This is a genomic window from Bradyrhizobium sp. INPA03-11B (genome assembly GCF_040446015.1).
Lineage (GTDB): Bacteria > Pseudomonadota > Alphaproteobacteria > Rhizobiales > Xanthobacteraceae > Bradyrhizobium > Bradyrhizobium macuxiense_A.
Window position 1 is genome coordinate 43,451 of the sequence record NZ_JASGSR010000043.1, and the last position, 20,816, is coordinate 64,266.

Here is a 20,816-nt window from a genome sequence, read left to right on the forward strand (position 1 = left end):
GAGTCCGCGGCTCGATTTACGCCGGCCGGGCGCCGGTGCGGATGATCGAGCCGACATGCTGGCCACGCAGCGCCGCGGTGAGCCGGCCGGGAACCAGGCCGTTCACGACCTGCACGCGCTCGATGTGCCGCGCATTGGCCATCACTTCGAGCAGCGCGGGATCGAACGGCAGCGTCCCCTTCAGCTTGGCAAGATCGGCGAAGCTCGTCTCGCGCAGCAGCTGGGCCTTCTTGCCGTCGGGACCGTTGGGATCGTCGGTGTAGACGCCGTCGACATCCTCCACGATCGTCAGGCCCGCCGCGCCCAGCGCATCGGCGAGCAGGAACGCGCCGGTGTCGGCCCGATGCAACGGGATGCGCGAGTTCGGAAACTCGTGATGGTGATAGGGCGGGAACGCGCTGCCCACCACCGCGCGCGATGCGGAGAGATGGATCGCGAGCTGGCTCGCGATGGTCGGATGCTCGATATAGGACACCCCCTCCGGCGCGAGCAGACAGCCGAGGATATGACCGTTCTGCCCGGCCTCGCTCGCCGCGAGCGGCTGAAGCGAGCCGACCGGCAGTCCGAGGTCGAGGCCGACGCTGTAGAGATGGCGGGCGCGGACGCCGGCGCCGGTCAGGATCAGCATGCGATGCTCGGGCAACAGCGATCGCAGTTCCTCGACGAGCGGCAGGATCGCTTCATGGCCGCGATCCATGATCGAGCGGCCGCCGACCTTGATCACCTGCACCCACGGCAGCAGCGGGATCGGGCGGCCGCCGGCGACGGGACGGGTGAGATCGCTGTCGAGCAGGGTCTGGCGCGCGAGCGGCGAAGCGACGTGCTTGATGGTGTCATCCATGGTCGTGTCTCTGCTCAGTTCGCGGTGATGACGGTGCCGACATGCTCGCCCGCGAGCGCGCGGGTGAGGTTGCCGGGGACGAGGCCATTGACGACCTGCACCTCGCGGACATGGCGCGCGGAGGCGAGCAGATCGAGCACCGGGAATTCGAGGATCGAATCCTGCAAGCCCTTGGCCTTCATCTCGGCGACCGAGATCTTTGGAATGAAGGTCGCGCCCTTCGAGGTCTTCGGGTTCGCGGTATAGAGGCCGTTCTCGTCCTTCACATAGATCATCGCCTTGCAGCCGAACTGCTCGGCAACCAGGAAGCAGCCGGCGTCGGTGCGGTAGGGCGGGATCATGCCCTCGGGCGCGGGCCGCATCCACAGCCCGTAAGGCGGCATGCCGCTGAAGATCACGGCGTTCACCTCGGCGAGATAAAGCGGCACGGCCGACAGCCCGGCGCCGCTGACCGCGGAGATGCCGTGCTTGGCGAGCAGCTGGCCCAGCATCACCGCGTTCTGATCGGCCACCGAAGCGCCGAGCTGCGAGAGCACGCCGGCCGGCAGCCGAAGCCCGGCCGCGATCGAGTAGAGATGCCGGGCGCGGGTGCCCGCGCCCGTCCCGATCAGCAGCTTGTGCGCCTTGCGGGCCGCGACGATCTCGTCGACCAGCGGATAGACGGCGGCGCGGCCGCGGTCAATGACACTCTGGCCGCCGATCTTGATGACAGTGGCATCCGGCAGGATGCGGAGGTCCGACGCGGCCTCCGCCTTCGCCAAGAGCTGCGGATCGGTCAGCGACCGCTGCATCAGGAGCGCTTCGAGCTCCGCCGTGGTGTTTGCCATGAGAAACGTCCTTTACCGCCAATGCGCTCGGGCATCGCTTTCGGATTGCACTGGTAGCGATAAGCGGCGCGGGTCTCAAGACACAATGACAATGATGCCACGCACTCCAGGCGCATTTTGGCCGTCGCCTGGCCTTACGGATCGGCCACTGGCAGCTTGACGGTCACGCGCAGGCCCGAGCGTCCGGCACCGGTCACATTCTCGAACAGGATCGAACCCGTGGCGCGATCCACAATTCGCTTCACGATCGAGAGCCCGAGGCCTGCGCCCTCCCCGCTCGGCTGGCCGCCGCGAAAGAACGGCTCACCGGTCCGCGCCAGATCCTGCGGCGGAATCCCCGGCCCGGTGTCCTCGATCTGGATGATCGCCATTGCGTCCTCGCGATGGACGCTGAGATCGACGGCCCCGCCATTGGGCGTGAACTTGATCGCGTTCTCGACCAGGTTCCGGACCGCCGAGATCAAGGACGTCGGATCACCGTTCACGGCGACCGTCTCGACGATCGTGAAACCGAGATCGATGTTGCGCGCCGCCGCCTCCGGCAGCAGATCGGCGACGACGCCCTTTGCAAGCTTGTCCAAGTCCACCGCGGCGCTCACGGTGGATGGCGCGGCGTCCTGACGCGCCAGCGCCAGAAGTTGCTCGAGCAGATGCTTGGTGCGGCGCATGCCGCTCTTCAACGCATCGAGCCGGTCGCGCGTCTCCGCGGGCATGTCGAGCGAGGCGAGATTTTCCGCCTGCAGGCTGAGCGCGGTGATCGGCGTTCGAAGTTCGTGGGCCGCGTCGGCGATGAAGCGCCGCTGCTGATCCATCATGACGCGCGTCCGCCGGAGCAACCCGTTGATCGAGCCAAGGAACGGCTGGAGCTCGCTTGGCGCGCCGGTCGCCGGCAGCGTGGCGATGTCGTCCACCCTGCTCGCGTCGAGATCGCCGGCGAGGCGCAACATCGGCCGGAACGATCGGGCGATCACGAATGCGGTCATCAGCAGCAGGCACGGCACCAGCGCGGCGATCGGCAACAGCGTGCGCACGGCCATGTCGCCCGCGATCTCGGTGCGGATCTCGGTTTGCTGCGTCACCGCGAAACGGCTGCCATCCGGTCGCGTCCGAAGCAGCACGCGGACCGGCTGTCCGTGATAGACGTCATTGTGCAGCCCGTCCTTCAGTCCCCATAGCCGGCGATCGTCAGTGGCGCCGCGCGGCGCCTCGCCCAGCTCGACGACGGCAACCTCGGCCTCGGCATCGACACCGGTGACCGGGCGGCTCTGCCGGAGCGGCGCGCTCAACGCAAAGCTGCCGATCTGGATCAGGACGGAGTCCTGCATCTCGATCGCCTCGCTGTAGGCCCATCGGTACGCCAGGATTCCGCCGACGGCGCCGGTCAGCAGAATAATCGCCGTGAGTCCGACGAACAGGCGCCCGCGCAGCGATCCCATCATCTCGAACGATCCACCATCCATCCGACGCCGCGCACGTTCCGGATCGCGCCGGCGCCGAGCTTTCTGCGCACCGCGTGAATCAGGAATTCGACCGCGTTGCTCTCGACCTCCTCGCTCCAGCCATAGATCTGGCGCTCGAGCTCGGCGCGGGACAGGATCGTTCCCGGGCGATTCAGCAGCGCCTGAAGCAGAGCGAACTCGCGTGCGCTGAGCACGGCCTTTTCTCCACCGAAGGCTGCTTCCCGCGTTGCCGGGTCGAGGTGAAGCTCGCCGTTGGTCAGCACCGGCGGCGCCCCGCTGCCCTCGCGCCGCAGCACCGCACGCATGCGCGCCAGCAATTCCGCGATCTCGAACGGCTTGACCAGGTAATCGTCGGCGCCGAGATCGAGCCCCTGGATGCGATCGTTCAGCGCGTCGCGCGCGGTGAGAATGATGACAGGAAGGCGCATGGAGCCGGCGCGGATCGCCTTGAGGACGTCGAGGCCATCGGTCAATGGCAGTCCGAGATCGAGCAGCGCGATATCATAGGTCTCGCTGCGGCTAGCCTCGATGGCGAGATCGCCATCGCGCACCCAGTCGACGGCATAGGCGGCATCCCGCAACGCCTCGACGACGGCGGCGCCGATCATCCTGTCGTCCTCGACCAAGAGCACGCGCATCGCCTGGCAATCCATCCCGATCCGCACCGGGCGGCACCCGGCGAAACTGCGTCGTATCGCTCATCCGCGACACAAGCGCGATCATATCAGCTTCGACTTAGCCGGAACTTAGGACATTCGACGCCTGCGTGGCGGTCACGCGAGGCGGCTAAGCCGGAGCTAAGTCTCGCAGGGCACGCTCCGTGTCGAACCCGGCGGAACCGCCGGCGATCTCACAGCGGAGTTCACCACCGTGCAGGTTACCCGACGCATCGGTCGCAGCATGCTGAACAAGGTGCCCGAAGTCACCCTCGTCTTCTGGCTGATCAAGATCATGTCGACCACGGTCGGCGAGACCGGCGCCGACTATCTCGCCGTCCATGTCGGCCTTGGAACAAGCGTGACCGGCCTGATCATGGCCGCCCTGCTTGCGGCCGTGCTGGCTATCCAGCTGCGAAGGGACCGGTACGTGCCGTGGATCTATTGGCTGACGGTCGTGCTCGTCAGCATCGTCGGCACGCAGATCACCGATGTGCTGACCGACAAGCTCGAGATCAGCCTCTACGTCAGCACGGCCGTCTTTGCGATCGCGCTGGCGGCGACCTTCGCAATCTGGTTCGCGCTCGAGCGGACGCTGTCGATCCACAGCATCGTGACCACGCGGCGCGAATTGTTCTACTGGGCCGCGATCCTCTTCACATTCGCGCTCGGCACGGCGGCGGGCGATCTTGCCACCGAAGCGCTGGGCCTCGGCTTTAACGTCGGCGTCCTGGTGTTCATGGCGCTGATTGCAGGCGTCGCCGCAGCCTACGCGCTCGGCGCCAACGAGGTGCTGGCGTTCTGGATTGCGTACATCCTGACCCGGCCGCTCGGCGCCTCGTTCGGCGACATGCTGTCGCAATCCCGCGACTATGGCGGCCTCGGCTTCGGCACGATCTACACCAGCCTCGCCTTCCTCGCCGTGATCATCGCGCTGGTCGGCTGGCTGTCGTTCGAAGGCGGCAGCGAACAAAACCGCGAAGTGTCACCCGGCGCATGAGTTCCGCCAAACGTCCGGATGGACGTCGGCCGAAGCCCCCAACAGGAGAACCACAATGAACAGAACGATAGTCGCACTTGCCGCAATCCACGCTCTCGTGGTCGCTTCACCATTTCCACATGCGAGCGGAGGCCTCACGCTGCTGCCGCGCGCGCAAGCGGCCGCCTCAAAGCTCGGCGACCTGACGCCGTTCCGCAGCATCGCCGCCGATGTCGCGGCAATGGTCGACAAGAACGACCTGGCCGGCGCCAAGACGCGGATCAAGGATCTCGAGACCAAATGGGACGAAGCGGAAGCCGGCTTGAAGCCGCGCGCGGCCGCGGACTGGCACACGGTCGACAAGGCGATCGATCGTGCGCTCGAGGCGGTGCGTGAGACCAATCCGGACGCCGCCAAATGCAGGAAGGCGCTCGCCGAGCTGCTGTCGATCATGGACTCGATGAAGGCCTGATCCCTCCGCCCATCATTCGACCACCGCCGGCGGTATCGACCGCCGGCGATGTCTCCTGAAGTGACGAATCTTGGAGTGACCAACCCATGGATATGCTGCTCGACAACGCCACCGAGGACCGCGCGGGCAAGGTTCCCGCCGTCACGCTCGGCTTCTGGATCATCAAGATTCTCGCCACGACGCTCGGCGAGACCGGCGGCGACGCCGTCACGATGTCGATGAACCTCGGCTATCTCGTCGGCACAGCGATCTTCGCGGTGATCTTCGTTGCTGCCGTCTCAGCACAGATGGCGGCAAAGCGCTTTCACCCGCTGCTCTACTGGACGGTGATCATCGCGACCACGACGGTCGGCACGACGTTTGCCGATTTCGTCGACCGCTCGCTCGGGATCGGATATCTCGGCGGCTCGTCGCTGCTCGCCGCACTGCTCGTTGCATCCCTCGCTGCGTGGTATCGCACCATGGGAACGGTCTCGATCGCATCGATCGACAACAAGGCGGCCGAAACCTTCTACTGGATCACGATCCTGTTCTCGCAGACGCTCGGCACCGCGCTCGGCGACTGGATGGCCGACTCAACCGGCCTCGGCTATGGCGGCGGCGCCATCGTGTTCGCCGCCGGCATCGCCATCGTCGCCGCCGCCTATCTCTGGACCCGGGTGTCGCACACGGTGCTGTTCTGGATCGCGTTCGTCCTGACCCGGCCGCTCGGCGCCACCGTCGGCGATTTCCTCGACAAGCCGCTGGATCACGGCGGCCTCGCGCTCAGTCGCTACACCGCTTCCGTCGCCCTCGCCGCCGCGATCGCGGCCCTGGTCTTCATGCTGCCGCAACGCGCGGGCAAGCACGCTTAGTTCGATCAGGCCTTATTCGGCGTGAAGATGACCTTGCCCTTGAATGCCGACGCCTGCGCGATCGCCTGCGGAAAATCCTCCAGGCGATAGGTCCCGACCACCGGCGCACTGATCGCCCCTGAGGCGACCATCGGCACGAGATGGTCGTACATCATGGCCATCGCGTCATCGGTTGCGGTCTTGCTCCAATGGGCGAGCCAGAAGCCGCGCACCGACACCTCGTTGAAGATCACGCTCAAGGCCGAGCCGGAGAACGGCTGTCCGCTCATCGCGCTGTAAATGACGAGGACACCCTTCGGCGCCAGGCAGTTCATCAGGTTCAAGGCCGACGAGCCGCCGACGACGTCGAGCGCCAACTGGATCGGCGCCTTGCCGGTCTCTTTGGCGACGCGTTTGGCGAGATCCGGCCCGTCGACCAGGACGATGTTGCCGCCGACCGCCTTGACCTCATCCACGACCTCCTCGCGACGGACGATGTTGACCGTCTTCAGCCCGAGCGACCTGGCGATGGCGATCACCGCGCGCGCCGTCGCCGAATTGGCGCCGTTCTGGATCACCCAGCCGCCGCGCGCGATTTTGACGAAATCGGTCAGCAGCAGATAAGCGGTCGCCGGATTGACCGCGATCATGGATAGCTGCCGGATGTCAGCAGTTTCGGGCAACGGACGCTGCCAGGACGGCGTGAACTTGAGCCGTTCGGTCCAGGTCGGGATCATGAACGGAACGAGCGTGCGGTCACCTTCCCTGAGGTTCTTGACCTGCGCCCCCGCGGCGATGACGCGCCCGACGCCCTCGATCCCGAGCGTCGCCGGCGGCGTCGGCAGATAGCCGTAGCGTCCGGCCATGATCATGAAGTCCGAGTTGTTGATCGGCGCGGCCTCGACCGCGACCACCACCTCGTTCGGCCCGGGGCTGCCGACATCAGGCACCTCGTTGAGCTTCACCGCTTCCGCCGGACGTCCGAACGCAACAACCTGAACCGCCTTCATGGCATCATCTCCCGATCTTATTATGTACTTATAAGTATAGAATGAAGGCAACGTCAATGGCTGGAAATGGCTTCACGGCAAGGCGAAGGCTTCACATTGGACGCGGGAGTACATAAAACAGCGCCATGGCAAGGCCGCGCAGCTTCGATCCGGACGACGTCCTGGAAATCGCCCGCCAGGTTTTCTGGCAGAAGGGGTTTCAGGCGACCTCGCTCGACGAGATCACGGCGGCGAGCGGTATCGCGAAGCCCAGCCTCTATGCGGCCTTCGGCGACAAGCACGCCCTGTTCCTGCGCGTGCTGGACCGCTATCACGACGGCATCCTCGGCTGGGCCGAGCGCACCCTGGCGCAGCCGGGGCCGGCCCGCGAGGCGATCAGGCAGTGGCTCACCGGCTTCATCCCCTATTGCTCGGGTGAGAAGGGACAGCGCGGCTGCCTGTCGATCAATTCGGCGACCGACGGCTCGCTCGATCAGGCCGCGCTCCGCAAGAGCATCGAGCGCTACAACCGGCGGCTCGAAGAGCTGTTGCGCACGCGGCTGCGTGCCGACCGCGAGCAGTTCAAGAAGGGCTTCGATCCCGACATCACCGCGCACACGGTGATGGTGGTGCATGCGGGGCTGATGGCGCTCGCGCACCAGACGCCGGATTCGAAGCAGGTGAAGGCCGTGATCGAGCAGGTAATGGGCCTGCTCGCCTGACCTTGTCAGCATCCGCGCCTCTCATGAATGTGACTTATATGATGCATATCATCTATTGATGAACTGAACTCTGTGACCATTTCCGGATTGGCTGACATGGGCTTCCGGAACTGGGAACCAGATGAACACATCGTTTTGGCGTATGACGCTCACTGTACTCACCGTCCTGCTGCCGATGCCGGCGATCGGTCCGGCCCAGGCCCACGATCATCAGCATCCCGAACTCAACGGCTGGTATGAGAGCCTGCACAGTGGCAAAGGCCCCTGCTGCGACGGCACCGACGCGAAGCGCGTCGATGACGCCGATTGGGACACCAAGGACGGCCACTACCGTGTGCGTCTCGAGGGAGAATGGGTCGACGTTCCCGATGAGGCCGTCGTGCCCGGGCCAAACCGCGCCGGCCACACCGTGGTCTGGCCGTATTATCTGAACGGTCACCCGAGGCCGCGCTGCTTCATGCCGGGCAGCATGGGTTGAGCAGCGACGAAAGCGCTGCGCAGCGTGAAGCATCGACGGCGCGGCTGATCAGAGATCGAGCTGGATCCGGTCGTCGCCGTCGGTCGCCGGCTGCGCGGGCACCGCGCAGCAGATCAGCGCTTCATTATCGGCCACCTCAGCGGTCGGCTCCTTCACATAGGTTACCGCACCTGCCTGCAATTTCGTTCGGCATGTTCCGCAATTGCCTTCCCGGCAACTGAACACAGGACTGAGGCCGCGCGCCTCCGCGAGGTCAAGCAGCGTGCCCGTCTCCGGCGTCCAGCGCGCTTCCTTCAGCGATGCGGTGAAGGCGACCGGGACCGGCGCGGTCGCTGGCGGCCGCCGCGGTGGCGCCGCCGTGGCCACCTCCGGCGTCCTCACCAGCGATGATGGCCCGAACGCCTCGGCGTGAATTCTGCTATCGGCAATGTTGTAGCCGCGCAGGGCGTCATAGAGCGATTGCGTGAACTGCGGCGGGCCGCACAGATAGAAATCATAGTCGTTGAACGGCAGGACGCGCGACAGCAGCGCCATGTCGATCCGCCCCGCGGCGTCGTAGTCCGTGCTCTGCTCGGCGCCAACGACGTCACTCAGCACGCGGACGATCCGGACGGCGCCGCCGGCGGCCGCAGCCAGTTGCCGCAATTCGTCGCCGAACGCGCGGTCCGCCTTGGCATGTGCGGCCTGCAACAGGTAGGTCGGCCGGATACCGCGGGTCCGTAGCCCCTCATAGACCACGTGACGTAGCATCGCGAGCAGCGGCGTGATGCCGACACCACCGGCGAGCAGCACCGCCGGCCGCTTCTCGCGCGCATCGATGGTGAAGCCGCCGCCCGGCGCGCGCGCTTCGATGATGTCGCCGACACGGATGTTGTCATGCAGATGCTGCGACACCGCGCCGTCACGCTTCACGCTGATCCGATACATGCCATCCGACGGCGCGACCGACAGCGTATAGGTGCGAATGATCGGCTTGCCGGCACCGGGGAGCGCGATGCGGATCGGCAGATGCTGTCCCGCCCGGTGCGGAAGCCGCCCGGCCCCGTCGTCCGGCTGCAGATGAAACGAGCGGATCGACCGGCTCTCGTCGACGATCCCAGTGACCCTGAACGGACGCCACTGCGTCGCAAGCTCGGTTGCCCGAATGCGATCTGCGGCCTGCGCCCAGTCGCCGGTCATCAATGCATTCGGCGACCAGCCCTCGGCCCGGAACGCCCAGCGCAGCGGCAGCGCGCCGCGCCTGCGCACCACGCGGCGGGCACGAAAACGCCAGAGCCGTTCGGCGCCCTGGAACGCCGCGATCTCCGGCGAGTCCAGGATCACCTCGGCGTCACCGGTCAGTTGCAGCATGTCGCCGGTTTCGAAATCGACGAATGCCAGCCCGGCCTTGCCGTTGACCAGGATGTTGCCGAGCGTGTTGAAGAACAGATTGCCGGCGAAATCCGGGATCGTCAGCGTGCCGTCGGCGGCGACGCGAACGAAGCCTGCTTTGCCGCCGCGATGCGACACGTCGACCTGGCGGCGATCCTCGCGCTCGGCATAGGACGCCACAAAGAACGTGTCCGCCGCCGCGATCATGTCGCGCGCGGCCTGATCGAGCGCCGTGCTCGTCTCGATCATTCCAGTGAACGGTTCGTCCGGCTCGCGCACGAAGGCGAAATCGCGGAGCTGGATATATTGCGGGCAGTTGCCAAAGCTCTGATCGAGTTCGAAGCTCAGCGCCCTGCCGGGCGATGCGCGGAGCAGCCCGTTGGCGCGGTTGCGGCGCCGCGTGTGCAGCTCTATGCCCAGCAATGCGATCGCCTCGTCCTCGCGCATGCCGTCGCTGACGGGATCGCCGGCGTCGGGCCGCGCATCGATCTCGAGGCTGCGCGGTGTCGGCGATGAGATGAAGCCGGGCCGGCCGGACAACAGCGAGGTCCATGCGTCGCCGCTCTGGTCCACGCTGCCGACCACGATGAAGGGAATCTGCGCGAAGAAGTCGCGATGCTGGTCGGGCATGAAATCGCGCACCGCGCGCTGGCCGACGGCCTCCATCTTCTCGGCGACGCCGGCCCGCTGCTGGATCGCCTTCTCGCCGGCATGCCAGGCCGGCAGCTTGCTCTTGGTTCGCCTGTCGCTCATCTCGTCGCCCTCCCTTTCGGGGATTGGACGGGCGTGCCCGCGGGCACGCCCGATCAGCACTTCACGCAGCCGCAGCCAGACCGACCGGGGTCTTGGCAAAGGGCACGAAACCCGGCAGCGCCTCGATCTGGCGCAGGAACGCGTTGACGCGCGAATAGCCGGAGAGATCGACGTTGCCTTCGGGCGCGCTCGACAGATAGCTGTAGAGCGCCACATCAGCGATCGTCGGCCGTGTGCCGACCAGCCAGTCGCGATCGGCAAGATGAGCCTCGAGCCGCTTCAGCATCACGTGCGCGCGGGCGATCACATCTTCTGGGTTGAACTTCGCGCCGAACACGGTGACGAGCCGCGCCGCGGCGGGTCCGAACGCGAGATCGCCGGCGGCAACCGACAGCCAGCGCTGCACGGCGGCAGCGCCCTTCGCATCCTGCGGCAGCCAGTCGGTGCGGCCGAGCTTGGTCGCGAGATAGACCAGGATCGCGTTGGAGTCGGGAATGATGGTGCCGTCATCGTCGAGCACCGGCACCTGGCCGAACGGATTGAGCGCCAGAAACTCCGGTGTCTTCTGCGCGGCGGATTTGAGGTCGACGTCGACCAGTTCGTATGGAATTCCGAGCAGGGAGATGAACAGGCGCGCGCGGTGCGCGTGGCCGGAGAGCGCAAAGTGGTAAAGCTTCATGGTGCCGTTCCTGATGTCGTGGACGGGACCATTCCCGACCGCGACCTCAAGATGGCTCATTGCAGCCGTTATTATAATTATCGTCCTGGGAACTTCATTATTGCAAATATCACAATAACACTGTTAAGCGGATGTGCCGTTCAAACCTCGACGATCACGTAATTGTCTTCGATACGCACCGGGAACGTCTCGGCGACATACGGGCCCTTTTGCAATTCGGCGCCGCTTTCGACCGCGACCGGATAGGAGCGGATCCTGAACCGCTTAGGGTCGAACCAGGACTGGCCGTTGCGCATGTCGAATTCCCAGCCGTGCCACGGACAGCGCAGCATCTCGCCGACGCGGTCGCGCTGATAGATGCCGGGCTCGGGCGAGGTCAGGCGCGCCACGCAGGCCGCCTTCTCCAGCGGCGCCCCTTCATGCGGGCAGCGATTGAGCAGCGCGAAGAACTCGCCATTGACGTGGAACACGACGATGTCGCGGCCCTCGAGGCCGAACACCTTGTTGCCGCCGGCCGGGATTTCGCTGGTGCGTGCGACGATGTGACGGGTCATCGGAATCCTAGCATATCGACCGCAACGGCGGTGCGCTCCCTCGCCCCGCTTTTACGGGGAGAGGGTTGGGGTGAGGGGCAGTCTCCGCACATTCGGAGATAGCCGTACTTGCGGAGACTCCCCCTCACCCGGATTGCATCTAGCGATGCAATCCGACCTCTCCCCGCACGCGGGGCGAGGTGAAGTGGAGCCCGCGGCTGAATCGGAAGCAACGTCATCCTCCTAGAACTTGTAAACCGCGCGGGCGTTGCTGTTGAAGACCTTGCGCCGCTCGGCGTCCGTCAGCGGCGTCTTGAAGGCGTAGCGCGCGTCGTCATAGTCCCAGTGCGGATAGTCCGACGAGAACAGCAGCCGGTCGATGCCGACCCATTCGATCAGCTGACGCAGGTGCTTCGCCTCGTCCGGCTCGTCGATCGGCTGGGTCGTGAACCAGAAATGCTCTTTCACGTATTCGCTCGGCCTGCGCTTCAGATGCGGCACCTCGCTGCGGAAGCGCTCGAAATGCTGGTCCATCCGCCACATCGTCGCGGGAATCCAGCCGAAGCCGCCCTCGATGAACACGATCTTCAGTTTCGGGAAGCGCTCGGGAACGCCTTCCAGCACGAGGCTCGTGAGGTTCGAGGCCACCGTGTGCGCGTTCGACTGGTGCTCCTCGCAGTAATAGGACGGCCAGCCGCCGCCGGTCGGCGCATGCCCGCCATAGCCGCCGACATGGATGCCGAGCGGCAGATCGAGCGCTTGCGCGCGCTCATAGATCGGCCAGTAGCGGCGGCGGCCGAGCGGCTCGTTGGCGCGCGGCGAGACGTTGATCTGGATGTATTCGCCTGATTTGGCGCAGCGCTCGATCTCGGCGAGGCCGAGGTCGCTGCCGTCCTGCCCGACGAGGATCGAAGCCTTCAGCCTGGGATCGCGATGCGCCCAGAACGCGAGCTGCCAGTCATTGATGGCGCGCTGGATCGCGGCGCCGAATTCCAGGTTCTGCTGCGAGAAGATGAAGAGATCGAGCACCTGCAAAATGCCGAACTCGACGTCGAATGGATCAAGGTGCTGCTTGCGCATGAAATCGAGATCGGAGCCGGGCACGCCGCCGGTCGGCGGCCAGGCATCGCGCCGCGCGATCAGCGGCGAGGAGCGTGGATACGGCGTGGTGCCGATATAGGGCGTGCGCAGATGGCTACCATATTCCTTCAAATGCTGCTGCCAGCGCTTCGGCAGGAATTCGTTGAGGTCGCTATGCGAATGGATGCTCGGATGGATGTCGCAATCGATGATTCTGAGCCGCGTCGCCGCGGTCGTCTCCTGATCGAGCATCGGGCGGTCGATGACGTCACTCATGCGATCCTCCTTTGAATGGTTAAGCGTCTAGCTTTAGACGCGGGAAAGTCTCTAATGGATTGTCCTCGCTCATCCGCTTGACCAGGCTCTTGGGCAGATGCGGCGGGATCGGATCGTCTCCGTCGAACTGCCAGTGCGGATAGTCGGATGCGAACAGGAACATCTTGTCGGAGCCGATCTGGTCGATGATGTCGGCAACGCCGGTTGCATCCAGCGGCGCGTCGAACGGCTGCATGGTGACGCGGAAATGCTCGCGGATGATCGCGGCAGGCTCGCGTTCCACCCAGGGCACCTCGACGCGCACGCCGCGCCAGGTCTTGTTGGCGCGCCACATGAAGGCCGGCAGCCAGCTGACGCCCGATTCCATCAGCACCACGGTCAATCCGGGATACTTTCCGAACACGCCCTCATAGATCAGGCTCAGCGTCTGCGCCTGGAACGCCTGCGCTTCGGCGAGATAATATTCGTAGCGGTAGGACGGCCAGCCGATCGAGCTCGGCGCGCCGCGGTAGGCGCTGCCGGCGTGGATCGCGATCGGCAGTTTGTACTTCTCGGCAGCCTGATAGATCGGCCAGTAATGCCGCCGCCCGAGCAGCGTCTCGTTCTGCGACGGCACCAGCACCGAGACGAAACGGTTATCGCCGGCGCGGCGCTCGATCTCCTCGACTGCGAGATCCGGCGCCTGGATCGGCACCACGATCGAGGCGCGCAGCCGCTTGTCCTTCGCGAGCCATTCGGCCGCGATCCAGTCGTTGATCGCCCGGCAGAAGTCGGCGGCCATGTAGGAATCGAACACCGCCTGTGCGCCATAGACGACATTGCAGATGGCGTGGCTGGCGCCGAGCTGGTCGAACGCGCCGCGCTGCACCATGGCAAGGTCGCTGCCCGGCTTGCGGCCGTCGGCGGGCCGCCAGTCGGCGCGGCCGGACAGCGGCATCGACGGCGGATAGGAATTGAGGTCGAGCCCGTCGATGGCGCGGCTGACCACCTGTTCCTTCCAGTGATCGCTCAGATAGGGCAGCAGCGTGGTGCGCGTTCCCCCCACCGCGGGATGGATGTCGCAGTCGATGCGCGTGGCCGCCATGGCGTTCCTCGAATGGATATTCTTATCTTCGTTGTTGGCGGCTGTGCTGCCGCAGACCGGACTGTGACGCCGATGGCGCGATCGCGCAAGCCGATCCGCGCGGGGCCGCCCTGCCATCAGCGCGCACCGCCTCTCACGCGAAGTTGCGGGATGGCATGTGAATGACGTCACCTGTTCAAGCTGCGAGACGTGCTAGCGATTCCGCGCCGCGGAAAGCGCCACAACGGGAGACGGGAATGAGACTGGGCCGATTGATGATCCTCGCATGTTCATTGCCGCTGGCCTCGTCGGCCGCATGGGCCGCGCCTGCGACCACGTCCGGCTCGGTCGCGCTGGCGCTGGCCGGCGTGGTGGCGCCCTATTCGACGCTGCCGGCCAAGGAGAAGAAGGCGGTCGCCGCATTCTTCAACGGCGACAGCAACGTTCACGTCACCGGGAAGATCACCGTCACCGCCGACAAGGTCGTCTGCCGCGCCAGCAATGTCGACATCACCTCGCGTTCCTGTGCGCTGACCATCGGCAGCAGGACCCACACCGTCAGGGGACGCGAAGCCAACGCGATCTACGCCACCGTGGCGCTGGCCGGCGTGCCCGGCGACGGCGCCGCCGGCACGATCTACGAGGCGCTGTCGAAACTGTCCTGCACGCTCGATCCCAAGGTGATCAAGGACAAGGCCGGCGGCGGCGCCGACTGCAGCTTCGAGCCGGGGAACTAAACGGCGCGCTCGATCTCCGGCACCACGATGCTTTACTCCCTCTCCCCGTTCTTACGGGGAGAGGGTTGGGGTGAGGGGCCCTCTCCGCAGATACGGTGATGGCTGCGTTCGCGGAAGCTCCCCCTCACCCGGAACGCATCTAGCGATGCGTCATAGCCGAAGCTCTGCTTCGGCGTTCTTGAGAACGGCCGCCGAAGGCGGCCTATGCCTCTCCCCGCAAGCGGGGCGAGGTGAAGGGGAGGCCATCGCTCGATTTCGAGATAACCTCACCTTGCACTGGCCAATGGACGCTCGGGCTCCGGCACGACGACGCCCAGCCTGGCGGCCACGCGGCGCGCGGTCTCTTCCCGCTGCGCCGTGATCGCGCGCGTCGCCTCGCGCGTCCGCTGCAGGATCTCCGGCGGCGCGGTCTCGGGCGTGCCGCTGTTGAAGGGCGGCTCCGGCGCATAGGCCATGTAGAGCTGGATCGCCCGTGCGGCATCATCGCCGCGCAATTCCGCTGCGAGCCGCAATGCACCATCGATACCTGCGGTGACACCGGCGGCAAACACAAAGCTTCCGTCGACCACCACACGCGCGTTGACGGGCGTGGCGCCGAAGTACGGCAGCAGTTGGAACGACGCCCAATGCGTCGTCGCCCTGCGTCCCTTCAGCAGGCCGGCCGCGCCACATAGCAGCGCGCCGGTGCAGACCGAGAAGATGTGGCAGGCCCCTGCCGCCTGCCGGCGGATCCAGCCAAGCACTTCCGCATCCTCCATCAGGGCTTCCTGACCGAAGCCGCCGGGCACATGCAGCACATCGAGCGGCGGCGCATCGGCCAGCGTCGCATCCGGCGTCAGCCGCAATCCCTTGAGGTCGCGCACCGGCTCCATCGTCTTGGCGTAGATGCGGTAGGTCGAATTCGGAATCCGCGACAGCACTTCGAACGGACCGGTCAAATCGATTTGATCGACGCCTTCGAACAGCAGCGATCCGATCCGTAAGTGGACATCATGAGCAATCATCGAACTTCCCTCGAGGTTTCCTTGCGCTATGGACAAAGCAAATCTAGCGCGGCACGTTTCGGCGATGACGCCAAAGCCCCCACATTCTCCGCCAAATGACCGCCGCCTGATCGAGGTGCTGGCTTATCCGGCGGTGCAGTTGCTCGATGTCACCGGACCGTTGCAGGTGTTCGCGTCCGCCAACGCAATGATGGCCAAGGCAGGCAACGCGGAGCCTTACGAAGTCCGCGTCGTTGCCAAGGACGGCCCCACGGTCCAGGCATCGGCCGGCATCGGGCTCGCGGTCAATCCATTGCCCGCCATCGGCGGCGCGGTGGACACGCTGATTGTACCAGGCGGCGACGGCGTCAATGCTGCGGCGGCCGACGACGTCTTGGTTGACTGGGTGCGCAGACGCTCGGGAGAGGCCCGTCGCACCGCATCGGTCTGCACCGGCGCGTTCCTGCTCGCCGCATCAGGCGTCCTCGATGGCCGGCGCGCCGTGACCCATTGGGGATTCTGGCAGGAACTCGCCGAGCGCTTTCCCGATGTCCGCGTCGAGTCCGATCCGATCTTCGTGCGCGACGGATCGTTCTGGACCTCGGCCGGCGTCACCTCCGGCATCGATCTCGCGCTCGCGCTGGTCGAGGACGATCTCGGCCGCGCAACGGCGCTCGCCGTCGCCCGCTATCTCGTGGTGTTCCTCAAGCGGCCCGGCGGACAGGCGCAGTTCAGCGAGGTCCTGTCGCTGCAAACGACCGACGACAGGTTCGGCGCGCTGCATGACTGGATCAGCAACCATCTGGCCGACGACCTCTCGCTTCCGACATTGGCGAAACAGGCCGGCATGAGCGAGCGCAGCTTCAGCCGGCATTACGCCGAAGCGACCGGGCTGACGCCGGCCCGGGCGATCGAGCGGCTAAGGGTCGAGGGTGCGCGGCACCTGCTCTCGGAGACGCGGCTGCCGATCAAGCGGATTTCACAGCGCTGCGGTTTCGGCTCCGAGGAGACCATGCGTCGCAGCTTCCTGCGCTTGCTGTCGACCACGCCGCAGGACTACCGCGCCAGGTTTGCGGGCTAATCGTGATGGAAGTAGGTTGAACCCAGATCGCCAGCGGAGGTTCACCTCTCCCTTGGGAGAGGTCGGCGCGCAGCGCCGGGTGAGGGGTTATGGTCTCTCGTTAGAGCTGCGGCCCCTCACCCGATTTGCTTCGCAAATCGACCTCTCCCAAAAGGGGAGAGGTGAAGCGAGCGCGTCGCCGAATCGATTTGATCACGGTTCATCATGCTTAGAAGGGATGCGCACGCCGGCCGATGGCCGGCGCGCAGTGTTTGATACTCAGCCATTCCAGGCATGCGCCTGCAACCCCGCTTCCAGCGGCGGATTGGTCACGCTGCCGGTGTAATTCGTGATCGTCGACGCCGCCACGATGGTGATCACTTCAAGCACGAGGTCCTTGTAGAACCCGGCCGCCAGGAATTGCTCGATCTCCTCTTCGTCGAGCCGGCCGCGCCTTTCGATCAGCGACCTCGCCAGTGTCGAGAGTGCGCCGAGTTGCTTGTCGGCGGGCGAGCGGCCGGCGCGCATCGCGTCGACATCGGCCGGAGCAAGGCCGGCCTGCAGAGCGAGCGCGGAGTGCAGAGCGACCGCCCAGGTGCAGCGATTGGTCACGGCGTCGGTGAGCAGCACCGTCTGGATCTGCGGCTCGGAGAAGCTGCCGCCGTGAACCTTGTCGAAGATGCCGATGAAGCTCTGGATCAGCACGGGCGACGTCGCCATCGTCGCCGCAAGGTTGGGGATCATGCCAAACCGCGCCTCAACCTCGCGCAGCGAGGGTTTCGAGGCTTCGGGGGCGGAGTCGAACGTATGGACGGGAAAACGTGCCATTGGAACAGCCTTTCACGGTGTTGACTGAACCCGAGGCCACCGGACGCAATCAGGCTGTTGCGATCAACACGCGGGCGACCAGGTTCAATGCAGGCTATTTAGCCGCGCCCGGACGCAGGCGTTCGCCAAACACCCCACGTTCCGCGCCACTGCAGCAACGAAGACGGTCAGCTACGTCGCGCAAGAACTCCGTCAAACCCCTGCGCGGTCCTTTACCCGCCGCGTCACGATGCCGAGCAGGCGGCCGAGTGTGCCGCCGGCGGGGCCCTTCTTGCGCGCCAGCGCGAGCGGCGCGACCAGGCCTGTGGCGCGGTCGAGGCGGAGATAGGAGACGCCGGCGGTCTCCAGCCGCGCCATCGATTCCGGCACGATCGAGATGCCGAGCCCTGCGGCGACGAGGCTGAGCGTCGACACCATCCGCGTCGCCTCCTGCGCCACTTTCGGGCTGAAGCCTGCCGCGCGGCAGGCGGCGATGATGCTGTCGTAGAGGCCCGGCCCGGTCGGGCGCCGATAGAGGATCAGCGGCTCGTCGGCGAGCGAGGCCAGCGAAATCCGCCGGCGCGTGTCCTTGCGGGCGCGCGGATGATGATCCGGCAACGCGACCAGCATCTCCTCGTCGAGCAGATGCGTGATGGTGAGGTTGTCCAGCCGCTCGCTTGGCGAGCGCACGAACGCGGCATCGAGCCGATCGGCCTCGACGGCTTCGATCAGCTCGCCGGTCGAGGCCTCCTCGAGCGACAATTTGATCGCCGGCGCCCGTTCGCGCATCTCGCGCATCACCCCGGTGACGAAGGGATGGAACGCGGCCGAAGAGGTGAAGCCGATCGCAAGTTGGCCCTCCTGACCGCGGCTGGCGCGGCGCGCGGCTTCCATGGCGAGCTCGGTGTCGCGCAGGATCGCGCGCGCCTTGCCGACGAAGGCGCGGCCGGCGGCGGTGAGTTCGACCCCGCGCGGCTGCCGGCGAAACAGCGGCGCGCCGATCGCGGCCTCCAGCGCGCGGATCTGCTGGCTCAGCGGCGGCTGCTGGATGCCGAGCCGCGCCGCGGCGCGGGTGATGTGGCCTTCCTCGGCGACCGCAACGGCATAGCGGAGATGGCGCAGCTCGATCATCAGGCGATCCATATGCAAGAGATATGCAAATTCTTGTATCCATATATTGGATATTTGGCACGCGGCCAACTAGAGTCGGTTCAAGAACGAACGAACCGGAGCCGCTCCGCCGATGGACGCCATACCCGCCGCACAGACCAAGCATGTCTCACCTGATGTCGGCGAGTTGTTCACGGGCTTCTTCATCCTCGGACTGACCGGCTTCGGCGGCGTGCTGCCGCTGGCGCGCCACATGATGGTGGAGAAGCGCGGCTGGCTCTCCAGTGCCGAGTTCACCGACCTGCTCGGTCTCTGCCAGTTCCTGCCCGGCGGCAACATCATCAACATGTCGGTCGCGGTCGGGCTGAAGTTTCGCGGCATTCCCGGCGCGCTGGCTTCGATCCTCGGCCTGATCGCGGTGCCGACCGCGGTCGTGATCGGGCTCGGCGTGATCTACAGCCAATTCGCCAACGACCCGGTGGTGCGTCACCTGTTCGGCGGGCTCGCCGCCGCGGCAGCCGGACTTTTGATCTCCACCGCGATCAAGATCGCCTGGCCGTTGCGGCGCGATGTCGTCGGCCTGTTGATCGTCACGCTCGGCGTGCTGGCGATCGCGGTGTTGCGGCTGCCGCTGCTGCCGACCTTGTTGACGCTCGCGCCGCTCAGCATCTTCTTGCGCGCGAGGCAGGCATCATGACCGCAACCCTCGTCACCCTCGCGCTGATCTTCGCCGAGCTCTCGCTGCTGGCCTTCGGCGGCGGCAACACCATCCTGCCGGAGATGCAGCGCCAGGTGGTCGACATCCATCACTGGATGTCGGCGCAGGAATTCGGCGCGCTGTTCGCACTGGCGCAGGCCGCGCCCGGACCGAACATGATGGTGGTGCCGCTGGTCGGCTGGCATGTCGCCGGCTTCTCCGGCGTGCTGGTGACCTCGCTCGCCAAGTTCGGACCATCGTCGCTCGTCACCGGCTTCGCGCTGCGGCTCTGGGAACGCTTCAAGGACCGGCCGTGGCGGAAGACCGTGCAGGCGGCGCTGGTCCCTGTCACCGCCGGCCTCGTCGCCGCCAGCGCCATTGTCATCACCCACACGTCCGTCTCGAGCTGGGGCACCATCCTGATCGCGGCCGGCGTCGCGATCGCCACCACCACGACCCGCATCCATCCGCTGCTCGCGCTCGCCGCCGGCGCCGTGCTCGGCCTCACCGGCATCGGCCAGCCCTGACGCGCGGCACGTGCGCGCTTTCGCCGCAATGGATGCGTCGTCATCAGCGGCTATGTTGATGGTGCCATGATCGACATGTTGAGCATCGACACCCGCATTGCGCGCCTCGGCTTGCGCGCTGGACGTCTGCACGCAGGCAATTAGCCGGCCGGCGATCGCGCGCCGTCCGGATTCTCGACGTCATCGACTCATAACGCCATCAAAATCATTCGTCCCGCCGTGTCGCGCGAAGCATTCGAGCGCCGGCGCTATCGCGCCTTCGATCAACCGCAAGGTCAAACCGACATGACCCAAAACATTCAGAATAGCTTTACCGCCGCTGCATTGCCGCCGATCGTGATCACCGCGAGCGAGGCGCATCGCCTCAGCGCACTGGCCGATTCCAGCATGGCGGTATTCCCGCGCGTGGCCCAGTTCCTGGCGCGCGAGACCGACCGCGCCCGCGTCGTCGCCGACGATACCGACCTGCATGACGTGGTCCGCATGGGCTCGCGCGTGCGCTATCGCGACGACGAGACCGGCGACGTCAGGGAAGTCGTGCTGGTGTATCCGCACGAAGCCGACATCGCGCTCCGCCGCATCTCGGTGCTGACGCCGGTCGGCGCCGCGCTGATCGGATTGTCTGTGGGACAGACGATCGATTTCCAGACACCCAGTCATCAGACACGTGCGGTGACGATTTTGGCTGTGGCGCATCAGGGCTAGCGGCGCGGCATCGCGATCCTCGACACACATGGCGTAACGGCGGATGGGCTCCCTCCCCCCTTGCGGGGGAGGGTTGGGGAGAGGGGTGCCACACGGCGGACTCTCTCAATTTTGGAAAGACACGCGACCGGTGTTGTGAGAGTGGCGCGCACATCGATCATCTCGCCCGGGGCTACCC

Annotated in this window: 23 protein-coding genes; 10 read left to right on the top strand and 13 right to left on the bottom strand. The window is 65.9% G+C overall.

Translation table 11 applies throughout. From position 1 onward, the window contains the following. Window positions 1-16: 16 nt before the first annotated feature. From QMZ05_RS19660 to QMZ05_RS19675, 4 genes are all read right to left on the bottom strand, one after another. Window positions 17-841: a molybdenum storage protein subunit alpha gene (locus QMZ05_RS19660; RefSeq protein ID WP_353702246.1), complete on the bottom strand. Its 825-nt coding sequence runs from the start codon at window positions 839-841 to the stop codon at window positions 17-19. A gap of 14 nt (window positions 842-855) precedes the next feature. Beyond that, the gene (locus QMZ05_RS19665) at window positions 856-1,668 is read right to left on the bottom strand and encodes a uridine kinase (RefSeq protein ID WP_353702247.1); all 813 of its coding nucleotides are present in this window, start codon (window positions 1,666-1,668) and stop codon (window positions 856-858) included. A gap of 134 nt (window positions 1,669-1,802) precedes the next feature. Next, entirely contained in the window at window positions 1,803-3,107 is a 1,305-nt protein-coding gene (locus tag QMZ05_RS19670) for an ATP-binding protein (protein ID WP_353702248.1), read from the bottom strand. Further along, complete coding sequence (locus QMZ05_RS19675) at window positions 3,104-3,766, bottom strand: response regulator transcription factor (protein ID WP_353702249.1); 663 nt, start codon at window positions 3,764-3,766, stop codon at window positions 3,104-3,106. The genes QMZ05_RS19670 and QMZ05_RS19675 overlap by 4 nt, the downstream gene beginning before the upstream one ends. A 262-nt stretch (window positions 3,767-4,028) precedes the next feature. Here QMZ05_RS19675 and QMZ05_RS19680 point away from each other — a divergent pair, with 262 nt between their 5' ends. The 3 genes from QMZ05_RS19680 (at window position 4,029) to QMZ05_RS19690 (ending at window position 6,089) form a co-directional block, all read left to right on the top strand. Next, window positions 4,029-4,784 carry a hypothetical protein gene (locus tag QMZ05_RS19680; RefSeq protein WP_353702268.1) on the top strand — a complete coding sequence of 252 codons (756 nt, stop codon included), beginning with the start codon at window positions 4,029-4,031 and terminating at the stop codon, window positions 4,782-4,784. Window positions 4,785-4,839: 55 nt separating this feature from the next. Continuing rightward, entirely contained in the window at window positions 4,840-5,235 is a 396-nt protein-coding gene (locus tag QMZ05_RS19685) for a hypothetical protein (protein WP_353702250.1), read from the top strand. Between the two features lie 86 nt (window positions 5,236-5,321). Further along, window positions 5,322-6,089: a hypothetical protein gene (locus QMZ05_RS19690; RefSeq protein WP_353702251.1), complete on the top strand. Its 768-nt coding sequence runs from the start codon at window positions 5,322-5,324 to the stop codon at window positions 6,087-6,089. 5 nt (window positions 6,090-6,094) lie between these two features. On the opposite strand, the gene QMZ05_RS19695 is transcribed toward QMZ05_RS19690, so the two are convergent. Then, complete coding sequence (locus tag QMZ05_RS19695; RefSeq protein ID WP_353702252.1) at window positions 6,095-7,078, bottom strand: zinc-dependent alcohol dehydrogenase family protein; 984 nt, start codon at window positions 7,076-7,078, stop codon at window positions 6,095-6,097. Between the two features lie 125 nt (window positions 7,079-7,203). Here QMZ05_RS19695 and QMZ05_RS19700 point away from each other — a divergent pair, with 125 nt between their 5' ends. Both QMZ05_RS19700 and QMZ05_RS19705 read left to right on the top strand, forming a co-directional pair. After that, entirely contained in the window at window positions 7,204-7,779 is a 576-nt protein-coding gene (locus QMZ05_RS19700; protein WP_353702253.1) for a TetR/AcrR family transcriptional regulator, read from the top strand. Window positions 7,780-7,900: 121 nt separating this feature from the next. Next, window positions 7,901-8,257, top strand: coding sequence for a hypothetical protein (locus tag QMZ05_RS19705; RefSeq protein WP_353702254.1), 357 nt, complete (start codon window positions 7,901-7,903; stop codon window positions 8,255-8,257). A 48-nt stretch (window positions 8,258-8,305) separates the two neighbouring features. Here QMZ05_RS19705 and QMZ05_RS19710 read toward each other — a convergent pair whose 3' ends face one another. The 5 genes from QMZ05_RS19710 to QMZ05_RS19730 all read right to left on the bottom strand — a co-directional run bounded on the left by QMZ05_RS19710 (window position 8,306) and on the right by QMZ05_RS19730 (window position 14,033). Beyond that, a complete protein-coding gene (locus tag QMZ05_RS19710; protein ID WP_353702255.1) occupies window positions 8,306-10,381 on the bottom strand; it encodes a pyridoxamine 5'-phosphate oxidase family protein in 2,076 nt (691 codons plus the stop codon). Window positions 10,382-10,442: 61 nt separating this feature from the next. Continuing rightward, complete coding sequence (locus QMZ05_RS19715) at window positions 10,443-11,060, bottom strand: glutathione S-transferase (RefSeq protein ID WP_353702256.1); 618 nt, start codon at window positions 11,058-11,060, stop codon at window positions 10,443-10,445. 140 nt (window positions 11,061-11,200) lie between these two features. Next, the gene (locus QMZ05_RS19720) at window positions 11,201-11,614 is read right to left on the bottom strand and encodes a Rieske (2Fe-2S) protein (protein WP_353702257.1); all 414 of its coding nucleotides are present in this window, start codon (window positions 11,612-11,614) and stop codon (window positions 11,201-11,203) included. A gap of 222 nt (window positions 11,615-11,836) precedes the next feature. Further along, complete coding sequence (locus QMZ05_RS19725) at window positions 11,837-12,949, bottom strand: amidohydrolase family protein (RefSeq protein WP_353702258.1); 1,113 nt, start codon at window positions 12,947-12,949, stop codon at window positions 11,837-11,839. Between the two features lie 19 nt (window positions 12,950-12,968). Beyond that, a complete protein-coding gene (locus QMZ05_RS19730; RefSeq protein WP_353702259.1) occupies window positions 12,969-14,033 on the bottom strand; it encodes an amidohydrolase family protein in 1,065 nt (354 codons plus the stop codon). Window positions 14,034-14,269: 236 nt separating this feature from the next. Between QMZ05_RS19730 and QMZ05_RS19735 the strand changes: the two genes are divergently transcribed. Continuing rightward, window positions 14,270-14,749: a hypothetical protein gene (locus tag QMZ05_RS19735; RefSeq protein ID WP_353702260.1), complete on the top strand. Its 480-nt coding sequence runs from the start codon at window positions 14,270-14,272 to the stop codon at window positions 14,747-14,749. Between the two features lie 266 nt (window positions 14,750-15,015). Here the strand turns inward: QMZ05_RS19735 and QMZ05_RS19740 are convergent, their stop codons facing one another. Then, window positions 15,016-15,753 (bottom strand): DJ-1/PfpI family protein, encoded by a 738-nt coding sequence (locus QMZ05_RS19740; RefSeq protein ID WP_353702261.1) that lies wholly within the window; start codon window positions 15,751-15,753, stop codon window positions 15,016-15,018. 64 nt (window positions 15,754-15,817) lie between these two features. On the opposite strand from QMZ05_RS19740, the gene QMZ05_RS19745 reads away from it, so the two are divergent. Beyond that, the gene (locus QMZ05_RS19745; RefSeq protein ID WP_353702262.1) at window positions 15,818-16,813 is read left to right on the top strand and encodes a GlxA family transcriptional regulator; all 996 of its coding nucleotides are present in this window, start codon (window positions 15,818-15,820) and stop codon (window positions 16,811-16,813) included. A gap of 258 nt (window positions 16,814-17,071) precedes the next feature. On the opposite strand, the gene QMZ05_RS19750 is transcribed toward QMZ05_RS19745, so the two are convergent. Both QMZ05_RS19750 and QMZ05_RS19755 read right to left on the bottom strand, forming a co-directional pair. Next, the gene (locus tag QMZ05_RS19750) at window positions 17,072-17,620 is read right to left on the bottom strand and encodes a carboxymuconolactone decarboxylase family protein (RefSeq protein ID WP_353702263.1); all 549 of its coding nucleotides are present in this window, start codon (window positions 17,618-17,620) and stop codon (window positions 17,072-17,074) included. Between the two features lie 192 nt (window positions 17,621-17,812). After that, window positions 17,813-18,730, bottom strand: a complete 918-nt coding sequence (locus QMZ05_RS19755; RefSeq protein ID WP_353702264.1) for a LysR family transcriptional regulator — start codon at window positions 18,728-18,730, stop codon at window positions 17,813-17,815. A gap of 112 nt (window positions 18,731-18,842) precedes the next feature. On the opposite strand from QMZ05_RS19755, the gene QMZ05_RS19760 reads away from it, so the two are divergent. From QMZ05_RS19760 to rnk, 3 genes are all read left to right on the top strand, one after another. Continuing rightward, window positions 18,843-19,406 (top strand): chromate transporter, encoded by a 564-nt coding sequence (locus tag QMZ05_RS19760; RefSeq protein ID WP_353702265.1) that lies wholly within the window; start codon window positions 18,843-18,845, stop codon window positions 19,404-19,406. Then, window positions 19,403-19,933, top strand: coding sequence for a chromate transporter (locus QMZ05_RS19765; protein WP_353702266.1), 531 nt, complete (start codon window positions 19,403-19,405; stop codon window positions 19,931-19,933). The genes QMZ05_RS19760 and QMZ05_RS19765 overlap by 4 nt, the downstream gene beginning before the upstream one ends. Window positions 19,934-20,218: 285 nt before the next feature. Continuing rightward, window positions 20,219-20,638 carry a nucleoside diphosphate kinase regulator gene (gene rnk, locus QMZ05_RS19770; protein WP_353702267.1) on the top strand — a complete coding sequence of 140 codons (420 nt, stop codon included), beginning with the start codon at window positions 20,219-20,221 and terminating at the stop codon, window positions 20,636-20,638. Window positions 20,639-20,816 lie beyond the last annotated feature (178 nt).

Excerpts from the sequence above, each read along its gene's own strand:
- QMZ05_RS19660 (WP_353702246.1), bottom strand. The coding sequence starts at position 841 with ATGGATGACACCATCAAGCACGTCGCTTCGCCGCTCGCGCGCCAGACC.
- QMZ05_RS19665 (WP_353702247.1), bottom strand. The coding sequence starts at position 1,668 with ATGGCAAACACCACGGCGGAGCTCGAAGCGCTCCTGATGCAGCGGTCG.
- QMZ05_RS19670 (WP_353702248.1), bottom strand. The coding sequence starts at position 3,107 with ATGATGGGATCGCTGCGCGGGCGCCTGTTCGTCGGACTCACGGCGATT.
- QMZ05_RS19675 (WP_353702249.1), bottom strand. The coding sequence starts at position 3,766 with ATGCGCGTGCTCTTGGTCGAGGACGACAGGATGATCGGCGCCGCCGTC.
- QMZ05_RS19680 (WP_353702268.1), top strand. The coding sequence starts at position 4,029 with ATGCTGAACAAGGTGCCCGAAGTCACCCTCGTCTTCTGGCTGATCAAG.
- QMZ05_RS19685 (WP_353702250.1), top strand. The coding sequence starts at position 4,840 with ATGAACAGAACGATAGTCGCACTTGCCGCAATCCACGCTCTCGTGGTC.
- QMZ05_RS19690 (WP_353702251.1), top strand. The coding sequence starts at position 5,322 with ATGGATATGCTGCTCGACAACGCCACCGAGGACCGCGCGGGCAAGGTT.
- QMZ05_RS19695 (WP_353702252.1), bottom strand. The coding sequence starts at position 7,078 with ATGAAGGCGGTTCAGGTTGTTGCGTTCGGACGTCCGGCGGAAGCGGTG.
- QMZ05_RS19700 (WP_353702253.1), top strand. The coding sequence starts at position 7,204 with ATGGCAAGGCCGCGCAGCTTCGATCCGGACGACGTCCTGGAAATCGCC.
- QMZ05_RS19705 (WP_353702254.1), top strand. The coding sequence starts at position 7,901 with ATGAACACATCGTTTTGGCGTATGACGCTCACTGTACTCACCGTCCTG.
- QMZ05_RS19710 (WP_353702255.1), bottom strand. The coding sequence starts at position 10,381 with ATGAGCGACAGGCGAACCAAGAGCAAGCTGCCGGCCTGGCATGCCGGC.
- QMZ05_RS19715 (WP_353702256.1), bottom strand. The coding sequence starts at position 11,060 with ATGAAGCTTTACCACTTTGCGCTCTCCGGCCACGCGCACCGCGCGCGC.
- QMZ05_RS19720 (WP_353702257.1), bottom strand. The coding sequence starts at position 11,614 with ATGACCCGTCACATCGTCGCACGCACCAGCGAAATCCCGGCCGGCGGC.
- QMZ05_RS19725 (WP_353702258.1), bottom strand. The coding sequence starts at position 12,949 with ATGAGTGACGTCATCGACCGCCCGATGCTCGATCAGGAGACGACCGCG.
- QMZ05_RS19730 (WP_353702259.1), bottom strand. The coding sequence starts at position 14,033 with ATGGCGGCCACGCGCATCGACTGCGACATCCATCCCGCGGTGGGGGGA.
- QMZ05_RS19735 (WP_353702260.1), top strand. The coding sequence starts at position 14,270 with ATGAGACTGGGCCGATTGATGATCCTCGCATGTTCATTGCCGCTGGCC.
- QMZ05_RS19740 (WP_353702261.1), bottom strand. The coding sequence starts at position 15,753 with ATGATTGCTCATGATGTCCACTTACGGATCGGATCGCTGCTGTTCGAA.
- QMZ05_RS19745 (WP_353702262.1), top strand. The coding sequence starts at position 15,818 with ATGACGCCAAAGCCCCCACATTCTCCGCCAAATGACCGCCGCCTGATC.
- QMZ05_RS19750 (WP_353702263.1), bottom strand. The coding sequence starts at position 17,620 with ATGGCACGTTTTCCCGTCCATACGTTCGACTCCGCCCCCGAAGCCTCG.
- QMZ05_RS19755 (WP_353702264.1), bottom strand. The coding sequence starts at position 18,730 with ATGATCGAGCTGCGCCATCTCCGCTATGCCGTTGCGGTCGCCGAGGAA.
- QMZ05_RS19760 (WP_353702265.1), top strand. The coding sequence starts at position 18,843 with ATGGACGCCATACCCGCCGCACAGACCAAGCATGTCTCACCTGATGTC.
- QMZ05_RS19765 (WP_353702266.1), top strand. The coding sequence starts at position 19,403 with ATGACCGCAACCCTCGTCACCCTCGCGCTGATCTTCGCCGAGCTCTCG.
- rnk (WP_353702267.1), top strand. The coding sequence starts at position 20,219 with ATGACCCAAAACATTCAGAATAGCTTTACCGCCGCTGCATTGCCGCCG.